We start from the raw sequence: 761 nt of genomic DNA, 5'->3' as shown, positions 1-761 counted from the left end.
TGATCATCGAATTGTTTGACAAACACGATCCGACAATCATGCAGGCCACACCGGGCTTCTGGCAGATGCTGGTAGATGCCGGCTGGGAAGGAAGCGATAAAGTGCGTGTCATTACAGGAGGAGAAGCATTATCGTTATCCCTTGGAGAATCACTTATCCAATATTCGGAAACCATCTGGAATATGTACGGTCCAACGGAGACTACGGTATATTCGACTTATAAAAAGGTAAGAGAAACCCAGGACATTCAGTACATCGGACGGCCTGTTGACAACATGCAGTCATATATCTTAGACAAAGAATTGCAACTGGTGCCTATTGGCGTGATCGGAACGCTCTACATGAGCGGGGCCGGAATTGCCGTTGGGTATCAAAACAAGGAAGAACTGACTTCAAAATCTTTTATTCCACATCCGTACCAGGAAAATACCGTGATGTACAATACTGGTGATTTATGTATGTGGAACGAGGAAGGCAGCATAAAATACTACGGCCGAATTGACCATCAGATCAAAATTCGCGGTTATAGAATCGAATTGGAAGAGATCATCTCGGCGATGTTAAGCTATGAAGGCGTACAGCAAAGTGTGGTGGTGGGAATGGAAATCGATGGCGAGAAACACCTGGCGGGTTATTACACCGGCGAAGAGGTAGAAAGCAACTCCCTGAGAAAATACCTGACCGGCTGTTTACCGGAATACATGATTCCAACCTACCTGACGGGCATCGAAAAATTCCCGTTAACCCCCAATGGAAAGATA

The 761-nt window shown here is 45.7% G+C and carries 1 protein-coding gene; it reads left to right on the top strand.

Features of this window, described 5'->3' with window-relative positions:
* Positions 1 to 761, top strand: a 761-nt coding sequence (locus tag LPB89_RS21900; RefSeq protein WP_230703733.1) for an AMP-binding protein, incomplete at both ends; no start/stop codon positions are given.

The organism is Flavobacterium sp. ENC (genome assembly GCF_020991415.1).
Classification (GTDB): Bacteria; Bacteroidota; Bacteroidia; order Flavobacteriales; family Flavobacteriaceae; genus Flavobacterium.
This window is presented reverse-complemented; position numbering and strand designations above follow the sequence as displayed.